The sequence below is a fragment of the Saccharothrix sp. NPDC042600 genome, assembly GCF_040647305.1.
In the GTDB taxonomy this organism is placed as follows: domain Bacteria; phylum Actinomycetota; class Actinomycetes; order Mycobacteriales; family Pseudonocardiaceae; genus Actinosynnema; species Actinosynnema mutabilis.
The window spans coordinates 22,329-32,223 of sequence record NZ_JBEZBW010000094.1 but is presented as its reverse complement, the minus strand read 5'-3'; the positions used below and the strand labels follow the sequence as shown (position 1 = coordinate 32,223).

Here is a 9,895-nt window from a genome sequence, read left to right as displayed (position 1 = left end):
CGGCGGGCGGTGGCGGCGCTGGCGCGGGCGCTGCGCTCGGGACCGGCGGCCCGGCGGCGGGCGCTGGCCGACGTCGCGCCGCACGACCTGGTCGCCGCGCTGCCGCTGTGGGTCGGGACGCTCGCGGAGGTCGAGGACATCCTCCCGGCCGTGCCCGGCATGTTCGACCTGGTCGTGGTGGACGAGGCGAGCCACGTGGACCAGCCGCTGGCCGCGCCGGCCCTGCTGCGCGGGCGGCGGGCGGTGATCGGCGGCGACCCGCGCCAGTTGCGGCACGTGTCGTTCGTGAGCGACCAGGCCGTGCGGGACGCGGTGGCCGCCGAGGGCACCGGGGAGCTGGCCGACCGGCTGGACGTGCCCAAGGTGAGCCTGTTCGACGCGGGCGCGGCGGCGGCCGGCGTGCACTGGCTGACCGAGCACCACCGCTGCGCGCCGCACCTGATCGGGTTCGCCGCCCGCGAGTTCTACGACGGCCGGATCGCGCTGCTCACCACGCACCCGGCGGTCGCCGACGTGGACTGCATCGACACCGAGCACGTCCGGGGCGCCCGCGACCGCAAGGGCGTCAACCCGGTCGAGGCGGACGCCGTGCTGGCCCACGTGGGCCGCCGGATCGCCGCCGGGGTGCGGTCGATCGGCGTGGTGACGCCGTTCCGCGCGCAGGCCGACGCCCTGGAGGCGGCGCTGCTGGACCGGTTGTCGCTGGAGGAGATCACCGGGGGCGGGGTGCGCGTCGGGACCGTGCACGGGGTGCAGGGCTCGGAGTTCGACGAGGTCGTGGTGAGCCTGGCGCTGACCGACGAGGACAAGCCGAACGCGTGGCGCTTCGCCGGCGACCGCAACCTCCTGGCCGTGCTGACCACCCGCGCCCGCCGGCGGGTGCACCTGGTGACCTCCGCGACCCGGCCGGTCGGGCTGGTCGGCGCGTACCTGCGGCACGCCGGGGTCCCGCCGACCGAGACCGAGGGCGCGGAACCGGCCGACGAGTGGACCGCCCGCCTGGCCGAGGCGCTGCGCGCGCTGGGGCGGACCGTGCGGACCGGCTACCCGGTCGGCGAGTGGCGGCTGGACCTGGTCGTCGGCGAGGGCGTGGACGCGGTCGCCGTCGAGACCCGGCCGCACCCCGACGGCGCGGCGGCGCACCTCGCGCGGTGGCGCGCGCTGCACGGGGCGGGTTGGCGGGTGCACGACGCCTTCCCGAGCCGGTTCGACCGCGACCCGGTCCGGGCGGCGGTCGGCCTGGCGCAGGAGCTGCCGGCGTCCGCCCCCGCCTGACCTGCGCCGCCTGCGGCGGGTACGGCGAACGGGTTAGCATCGCGTGCTCAGCGGCCGGACGGGGAGGGCGGGAGTGGTGCGCGGATCGTCCAGCCCGCCGGGCGCCGACACGTCCGTCGCGGGCGTCGTCGAGAGCCGGTGGGGCGTCCGCCCCGAACCCGCGATCGCCCGCTACGCCGAGCCGGGCTGGCAGCTGTCCCCGATCCCGGTGGAGAAGCGCTGCCCGCGCTGCGCCGGCGAGCTGCACGGCCTGTTCCGCTCCCACCCGCACCGCGGCAAGCAGCAGTTGCAGGCGGCGGTGGTGTGCGTGACGTGCCCGGCGTCGTTCACGCTGCGCGAGTTGCAGTTGTCGCAGAAGTCGGTGCTGGGCGACCTGCGCCCGGAAGCGGTGGCGCGCCGCGCGGCCGAAGACGCCCAACTCGCCGCCCTGGCCCAGGAAGCCCGCGTCTTCGAACGCCCCTCGCGACGGGACGGAATTGTCGGTGCCCCGGAGGAGAATGGAACCGGGGGCCGGAGGCCACAGCGCGCGACGACGGCCCCCACCAACGCCGACCCGAACGCCACCGACCCCGCCAGCGCCGACCCCGCCAGCGCCGACCCCGCCGCCACCGGACCCGCCACCACCGCCCGACCCGCCACCGACACCGACCCCAGCGCCCCCGACCCGGCCGACACCGACACCGACCCGGCCGACACCGACACCGACCCGGCCGACACCGACACCGACAGCACCCCGGCCCGCCCGGCGCGGCGCATGTCGACCACGGTCATGGCGGCCCGCATCCGGTCGATCCTCGCGGGTTCCGAAGCCGTCCCCACCCAGACCGACGACACGCCGACCCTCCCCCCGCACCTGCTCACCGACCCCGCCCCGGTCTGGTGGTGCAAGACCGTGGACCCGACGATGAAACCGCCGCCCGGCGTCGCCGGGGCCCGCGTCGTCCTCCCCGACCGCCCCGAGTTCGACGAGCTGCGCGCCCTGCTCACCCAGGAAGGCGTCGAGCACCGGTCCCTCAAGCACTGGCTCGAACAGGAGACCGTCTCCCTCCAGCCCGGCGAACCCCTGCGCGCCACCGCCTGGCTGTCCGCGGTCGGCGGCATCGTGCCCGAGCGGTGCGAACCCGTCGGCGACGACAAGGCCTGGGCCGCGCGCCTGGCGTTCGACGTCCTGTGGAAGCTGCACGAGCCGCCCGGCCCCGCGCCCGACCCGACCCCGGTCGCCGAGCTGGTCCCGCCGGAGTTCCTGCCGTTCCTGCCCTTCCCGGTGCTCAACCCGGCGCAGACCCAGGCCGCGCCGCGCATCCTGGACGACGACGCGCACCTGCTGATCACCGCGCCCACCGGCGCGGGCAAGACGGCCATCGGCATGCTGGCCGTCCTGCGCACCATCCTGGAGGAGGGCCGCAAGGCCGCCTGGCTGGTGCCGCAACGGTCCCTGACCGACGAGCTGGACCGCGAACTGGAGTCCTGGCGCGCGCAGGGCCTTCGGGTCGAACGGCTGTCCGGCGAGTACGCCGTGGACGTCGAACGGGTCCGCGCCGCCGACCTGTGGGTCGCCACGACGGAGAAGTTCGAGGCGATCTGCCGGGCCGCCTCGCTGCAGGCCGCGCTGGGCGAGGTCGGCTGCATGGTGGTGGACGAGATCCACCTGCTGGGCACGCCGGGTCGCGGCGCGCTGCTGGAGGCGTTGCTGGCCCGGGTCCGGGGCGCGGACTCGCCGGTGCGCATCGTCGGCCTGTCCGCGACCGTGTCCAACGCCGCCGAGGTCGCCGAGTGGCTGGAGGCGGACCTGGTCGCCACGACCTGGCGGCCGTCGCGGGTGACCTGGCAGCTGCCGACCGTCCCGGCCGCGTCCGGTTTCGCCGCCGCGGCGCGGATGCGCGAACAGGTCGTCGTGGACCTGACCACCCGGCACACCGCCGAGCAGGGCAGCGTCCTGGTGTTCTGCGGGTCCAAGCGCAACGTCCGGTCCACGGCCATGGCGATCGCCGCCGAACGCGGCGCGCCCGTGCACAGCGTCGCGGCCGACGACGTGGACGGCCTGACCCGCGTGTGCGCCGAGGTGGGCGTCCGGATGCATTACGCGGACTACGAACACAAGCACGCCGCCGAGCGGGCGTTCCGCGACCGCAAGGCGGACGTGCTGGTGGCCACCTCGACGGTCGCGGCCGGCGTGAACCTGCCGGCGCGCGCGGTGATCGTGCGGGACACCACCGTGGGCGGCGAACCGATGGACACCTCGATGGTGCTCCAGATGTTCGGCCGGGCCGGGCGGATCGGCGCGGGCGAGACCGAGGGCTGGTCCTACCTGGTGGTGGACGAGCACCAGCGGGCGGCGTGGCAGACCCGGCTGGTGGCGGGGTACTCGGTGTACTCGCGCATCCACGAGAGCCTGCCCGACCACGTGCTGGCCGAGGTGTTGCAGGGTCGGATCACGTGCCTGGCCGACGCCGAGGCGTGGTGGGTGGAGACCCTGGCCTACGCGCAGGGCGACGACGCGCTGCAACCGGTGCAGGACGCCGTGGCCTTCCTGGTGTCGGAGGGGCACCTGGTCGAGCGGGACGGCGCGCTCGCGATCACCGAGCTGGGCCGGCTGACCGCGCGGATGATGGTCTCCACCCACACCGGTCACCGCCTGCGCTACGCCCTGGGGCTGCTGCCCGTGCCGCCGGACCCGGAGGCGGCCGAGGACGCGCTGGTGCTGGTGTTGTCGGTGGCGGTGCGGGACCTGGCCGGCCTGCCGGTGCCCGACCCGGTGCGGCCGGCGGTGGCGACGGTGGTCAAGGCCGGCGGGCGGGCGTCCCAGGTGACCAACACGGCGTCGGTCAAGGGCCTGGGGTCGCAGACGACGACCGCTCCCGGTGACCTGGCCCGCGCCGGGCTGCTGCTGGCCGCCCGGTCGCCGCACCTGTTCGCGGGCCGGACGCGGCGGGTGGCGGCGGGCATCCCGATGTCCACCCTGCACCCGGTGTTCGAGCAGGCGCCCCGGTTCCTGTCGTGGCTAGCGGCGCAGGGCGCGCTGGGGACCGTGCACCCGTGGATCGCCGTGGTGGCGGCGGACCTGGACCAGCGGGTGCGGTGGCGGGCGTTGACGCCTCGGCGCGGCGCGGGTCGGCTGCTGTGGTTGTGCGAGCAGATGGCCACGCGGGCGCGGGCGCACGAACTGGTGCCGGAGATGTGGCGGTCGGCGGTGGCTCGCGGGGTGCGCTCGCCCGACTGGCCCGCGGGGCGTCCGCCGGCGGAGTGCGAGCTGGACCAGGCCGGGTACACGGCGCTGCTGCGCGAACGGGTCACCGGAGCGGTGCTGGAAGTGCGCGACGACAACGCCCGGGTGACGGGAACCGTTGCGGCGCAAGCGGTCGCGTGGCGGGGGAAGCAGTTCGGGCCGGCCGTGAGCACCAAGGCCGCCAGCGAGGTGCCCTTCCCGGAGGGCGAGGAGACCGACAAGGGGCTCGCGGTGTTCACCCGTCGAGGTGACTACCGGGCGTCGGGGTGGCTGGCGGCGTACGCGGCCATGAGCGACGAGACCGAGGAGCAGCCCAAGCCCGCGCCGTCGCGGCGGGGCCTCGGCGCGGTTCGCCGCTGAATGACGGTATGACGGGCGTCATACGTCCGGGGTGCGTGGTGCGTGTGTCTCCGGGGTGAAGGTCGTCGAGAGGTTGGGAGGCCTCGTATGGCACACGCGCCATCGCTTGTGCGGTCCGGTGCGCCGGTGGGGGTTGTGGTCGCGGCGGTGGGGATCGGGGTGCACGCGTTCAACCACGTGACCGTTGTGGTGCAGGACGTGTGGCGGTTCATCGCCGACCCCGACGCCGCTTCGGTCAACCCCGGCACCATCTACCACCCCATCAGTGCCGTCCTCTACGCGTGGCTGGCGGCGCGGGTCCTTTCCGGACGGAACTGGGCCCGGGTGGTGATCACCGTCCTGCTGGCGTTCCAGGCGGTCGGCCGGTACTTCGTGTTCGTGTCCTACCCCGAGGTCGAGGTGCGCGCGGACCTGGTCAGCGGGTGGGCGTTGTCCGCGGTCGTGCTGGGCGTGCTGTGGGGGGCCGCGTCCGCCAGGACCTACTTCGCCAAGACCCGGCATGACGGCTGAGGCGGCGCACTTCAGGGTCGTGGCCGTGTCCGACGACGAGGAGTTCACCGCCTACGTCAGCGCCGCCCTGCCCCGGTTGCGTCGGCTGGCGTACGTGCTGTGCGGCGACTCGCACAAAGGCGACGACGTGGTGCAGATCGCCATCACGCGCCTCTACACGCACTGGCGTCGCGCGCGGAACGCCGACGACCTCGACGCCTACTCGCGGACCGTGCTGGTCCGGGCGTTCCTGAACGAGAACCGGCGGCGGTGGAGCCTGGTGCGGCTCGTGGGCGGGTCGGCGGAGCTCCCGCAGGGCGAACAGGTCACGCCGGACGTGGAGACCCGGGAGGTCGTGTGGACGGCGTTGCGGCGGGTCCCGCCCCGGGCCCGGGCCGTGCTGGTGCTGCGGTTCGTCGCCGACCTACCTGTCACGGAGGTGGCCCGGGTGTTGCGTTGTTCGGAGAGCACGGTGAAGTCGCGGACCGCGCACGGGTTGGCGGCGCTGCGCCGACTTCTTGGCGAGGAGGAGCGATGAGCGAGCCCGGCGACCTGCTCGCGCCGTTGCGGGCGGTCGAACCGGCGGAGCGCACGACCGTGGACATCGGGCGGGCGATCCGGACCGGCAAGCGGCACAGGCGGACCCGGGTCGGGTTGGCCGCGCTGGCGGCGGTGGCGCTGTCCGTGGTGGCGCTGTCCCCCGCGTTGCTGCGCTCCCCCGACCCCGCGCCCGAACCGGCCGGCACGGCGGAGTTCGACCTGCTCCACCAGGTCGTGCGGGTCGGCTCGGCGGGCGGGTACGTGCCCCGGCACTACGAGACCGGGCGCTACCGGCAGCAGGTCGCGCTCAGCCGGGCCGACGACCCGGCCAGGCCCGGCGGCACGGTCACCGTGTACGCCCGGGGCAGGCACCCCGAGCAGACCGGACCGGACTGGGAGCCGCGCGGCCAGCGGGCGCCGGACGTGCACGGGCGGCGGGCGGTGTGGCCGGTGAACGGGGAACTCGCGTGGGAGTGGTCGCCCGGGGCCTGGGCCACGGTGCACCTGGACGCCGGGTTCCCGGACCTGCGCGACCGCGCCCACCGGGTGGCGCAGGGCGTCCTGCCCGGCGCGGACACGCCGGTCCGGGTGCCGCTGACCGTCGACGGCTCGACGTTCGGGCGGGTCGGGCTGGTCGGGGTGCGGGTGGCGATGCGGCCGGGACCGGAGGTGGCGGCGCTGGTGTTCGCCGGCAACGACCTGCCCGGCGTGCCGCAGGTGGTCGCGTCCCTCGGCGCCGACCACCGCATCACCATCGGCGGCGCGGGGTTCGAGGTGCTCGGGGACGTCTCCGCGGTGACCGGCTCGGTGCGGGTGGTGGACGACCCCGGCGACCGGGACAACTGGGTGACCGACCCGGTGCGGTGACGCCGGTGGGGGCGGCGCGGCGCCGCCCCCACCGGAGGGGTCACAGCGTCAGCGTCCAGGTGTCGAGGGTGCCGACGTCCTGGGCCGCCGCGTCCTGCACCCGCAGCGTCCAGGTCCCGGACCGGTTCTCCCCCGACAGGTCGACCGGGTAGGTCTTGTCGAGGTTGTCGGTGCCGCCGCCGGACCGGTTGTGCAGCACGTACGTGCTGCCGTCCGGCGCGACCAGGGTCACCACCAGGTCACCGATGTAGGTGTGCTTGATGTGCACCTCCACCGAGGACGTCGCCGACGCCGTGCCCTGGCAGGTCAACGGGATCGTGGACGTCACCGTGGCGTTGTCGCCGATCGCCACGTCGTTGGGGTTGGTGCCGGTGCACACGCCGCCGGTCTGGTTGACCGTCAGCGTGAAGGTCGCGCTGCGGGTGGCCGAGGCCGCCGTGCCGGTCAGGGTGATCGGGTACGTGCCCGCCGGCGTGGTGCTCGACGTGGTGATGGTGACCGTGGCCGAACCACCCGCGGTCACCGAGGTCGGGTTGATCACGGCCGTCGTGCCCGCCGGGAGGCCGGTGGCCGACAGGGCGACGGACTCCGCCGTGCCCGACACCACGGACGTGGCCAGCGTGACGGTCGCCGAGCCGCCCGGGTCGACGGAGGCGGACGGCGGCGTCGCCGAGATGGCGAAGTCGTTGGCCGGAGCCGTCGAGGGCCGGATCTGGTAGATGCCCAGGCCGTAGGTGGCGGCGGTGAGCACGGTCTGTCCACTCGCGACGGACGGGGCGATGTCGGTTACCGGCACGATCGGCAGGTCGGTGCCCAGCGGGGACCAGTTGCCGCCGCCGTTGGTGGACATGAACGCGCCGACGTCGCTGCCCACGTACAGGATCGACCGGTTCAGCGGGTCCTGCACGACCTCGTTGACCGGGGCGTCGGGCAGGTTGCCGGAGATGTCGGTCCACGTGGTGCCGCCGTCGGCCGTGCGGAACACGTGCGCGAGGTCGGAACCGTTGCGGTAGCCCGACACCGTGACGTACGCCAGGTTGGCGTCGGTCGGGTCGACGGTGACGCGGGTGATGAACCGCGTCGGCAGGCCCGCGGTGATCTCCCGCCACGTCGCGCCGGTGTCGCGGGTGACCCACATCCGGCCGTCCTCGGTGCCCGCGTAGACGACCCGGCCGTCGCTCTTGGCCACGCCGATCGCGCTGATCGTCGCCCAGGTGCCGTGGGTGAGGTCGTTGGAGATCACCGAGAACGTCTGGGCGGAGTTGGTGGACCGGTTGAGCCGGTTGCCGCCGTAGTACACGATCGCCGGGTTGTTCGGGTCCAGCACGACCGGGGTCAGCCAGCCGCGCCGGGTGGAGGTCGTGCTGCCGAACGACGACGTCGTGTTGCCGCCGTCGGTGGACCGGACGCACGCGCCGTTCTGGGCGCACGCGTAGACCTTGTTGTGGTTGGTCGGGTCGATCAGGTTGGCCAGGCCGTCACCGCCGTAGATCTGGCCCCAGCCGGCCCACGACCGCACGGAACCGTTGTCCTGCAGGCCGCCGCTGATTCGCGTCGGGTCCTGCTGCGAGACGGCCACGGTGTAGAACTGCATGTTGGACAGGTTGCGGGCCTTGGTCCACGTGCCGTTGAGCAAGCCGTTCGACGTCGAGCGGTAGACGCCGCCGTCGTTGCCGATGAACACCCGGCCCGACACCCGCGGGTCCACGGCCACGGCGTGCTGGTCGACGTGGAACGACGAACTGTTGCTGGTCCAACTGGTGCCCGCGTTGGAGGACTCCAGCATCGGCACGCCCGGCACCCAGATGTGCTGCGCCGCCGCCGGGTCGACGAAGATCCGCCCGAACCACCAGCCGAACGTCGACTGCGAGGACGACAGCGCGCTGGTGTTGGTGATCTTGGTCCAGGTGTCGCCGCGGTTGGTGGAGGTCCAGAAACCCTGGAAGTTGCCGGGCGTGTCGGCCGAGATGACGTACAGCCGGGTCGGGTCGGACTTGGCGACCGCGATGCCCAGGCGGCCGTTGTTGGCGTCCGGGGCGGGCAGGCCGCCGCCCAGGCGCGTCCAGGTCTGGCCGCCGTCGGAGGAGCGGTACGCGCCGGTGCCGACGCCGCCGTACGTGCGGCCCTCGGGCTTGCGGGTGTGGTCCCACATGGCCGCGTAGACGTAGTTCGGCTCGGACGGGCTGATCGACACGTCGATGCCGCCGGTGGTGGTGTTCGCGCCGGCCAGCGCCTGCCGCCACGTCGTGCCGCCGTCGGTGGTGGCGTAGATGCCGCGCGTCCCGCCGGGCTGGTAGAGCTTGCCCGCGGCGGCGACGAAGATCCGGTTCGGGTTGGTCGGGTCGATCGAGATGCGGCCGATGCGGTCGGTGCCGTCCAGGCCGAGGTGCTGCCAGGTCGCGCCGGCGTCGGTCGAGCGGTAGACGCCGTTGCCGGGGAAGGAGTAGGACGCCGAGCCCGGCGCGCCCTCGCCGGTGCCGACGTAGAGGGTGCCGTTGCCGCTCACCGCCAGCGCGCCGGTGGACTGCGGCAGGTCCCGCCGCCACGAGTAGCTGAACGTCGTGCCGCCGTCGGTGCTCTTCCAGACGCCGCCGGAGGCCGCGCCCACGTACACGGTGTCGGGGCGGGTCGGGTCCACGGCGATGTCGGAGATCCGGCCGCCCAGCCCCGGGCCGAGGGACTGCCAGGCGGCCTGGGCGGTCAGCGTGCGGGAGTGCCCGTCGCGCAAGGCGGTCGCCTCGCGCACGGCTCTGCCGAGGTTGGCCCCGATGTCGACGGTCTCGGGGTGCAGGCGCTGGCGGGCGAACCACTCGTCGCCGCCGGCGGGGCCGAGGGGGTTGTCGTTCTCGACCGCGAGGGTGCCGACGACGCGGTCGGCCACGCCGGGGACGGCGGCGGCCGGGAGTAAGAGCATCGAGGTGCCGAGCAGGGCGATGACCGTTCTGCGGCGCATGGCGGGCCTTCCGGTGGGCAGGGTTGCCGCACATGGTCCCGACGGGCCGGGGTGCCCGGTAGGGCCGAATTGCGGGGGTGTTTCACGGTTTACGCCCGACCGTTGTCCGCGTGCCGGCGGCTGTGGCACTGTGGGCCGGCTTTCGGGGCCCGGCTTTGGGGGCCGGCTTTCGGGGCCCGGCTTTC

6 protein-coding genes are annotated in these 9,895 nt (G+C 74.4%); 5 read left to right on the top strand and 1 reads right to left on the bottom strand.

What is annotated here, in order from left to right; genetic code table 11:
• From AB0A74_RS34675 to AB0A74_RS34655, 5 genes are all read left to right on the top strand, one after another.
• On the top strand, positions 1 to 1,275 hold a 1,275-nt coding region (locus AB0A74_RS34675), incomplete at its 5' end, for an AAA domain-containing protein (RefSeq protein ID WP_358256251.1).
• A gap of 76 nt (positions 1,276 to 1,351) precedes the next feature.
• Positions 1,352 to 4,861, top strand: coding sequence for a DEAD/DEAH box helicase (locus tag AB0A74_RS34670; protein WP_358256250.1), 3,510 nt, complete (start codon positions 1,352 to 1,354; stop codon positions 4,859 to 4,861).
• Between the two features lie 126 nt (positions 4,862 to 4,987).
• Positions 4,988 to 5,371 carry a hypothetical protein gene (locus AB0A74_RS34665; RefSeq protein WP_358256248.1) on the top strand — a complete coding sequence of 128 codons (384 nt, stop codon included), beginning with the start codon at positions 4,988 to 4,990 and terminating at the stop codon, positions 5,369 to 5,371.
• Positions 5,361 to 5,888 carry a SigE family RNA polymerase sigma factor gene (locus tag AB0A74_RS34660; RefSeq protein WP_358256247.1) on the top strand — a complete coding sequence of 176 codons (528 nt, stop codon included), beginning with the start codon at positions 5,361 to 5,363 and terminating at the stop codon, positions 5,886 to 5,888. Before AB0A74_RS34665 ends, AB0A74_RS34660 begins: the two co-directional genes overlap by 11 nt.
• Entirely contained in the window at positions 5,885 to 6,757 is an 873-nt protein-coding gene (locus AB0A74_RS34655) for a hypothetical protein (protein WP_358256246.1), read from the top strand. Before AB0A74_RS34660 ends, AB0A74_RS34655 begins: the two co-directional genes overlap by 4 nt.
• Positions 6,758 to 6,797: 40 nt before the next feature.
• Here the strand turns inward: AB0A74_RS34655 and AB0A74_RS34650 are convergent, their stop codons facing one another.
• Positions 6,798 to 9,710 carry a proprotein convertase P-domain-containing protein gene (locus AB0A74_RS34650; protein ID WP_358256245.1) on the bottom strand — a complete coding sequence of 971 codons (2,913 nt, stop codon included), beginning with the start codon at positions 9,708 to 9,710 and terminating at the stop codon, positions 6,798 to 6,800.
• Positions 9,711 to 9,895 lie beyond the last annotated feature (185 nt).

Coding starts and splice junctions, on each gene's coding strand:
- AB0A74_RS34660 (WP_358256247.1), top strand. CDS start 5,361: ATGACGGCTGAGGCGGCGCACTTCAGGGTCGTGGCCGTGTCCGACGAC.
- AB0A74_RS34655 (WP_358256246.1), top strand. CDS start 5,885: ATGAGCGAGCCCGGCGACCTGCTCGCGCCGTTGCGGGCGGTCGAACCG.
- AB0A74_RS34650 (WP_358256245.1), bottom strand. CDS start 9,710: ATGCGCCGCAGAACGGTCATCGCCCTGCTCGGCACCTCGATGCTCTTA.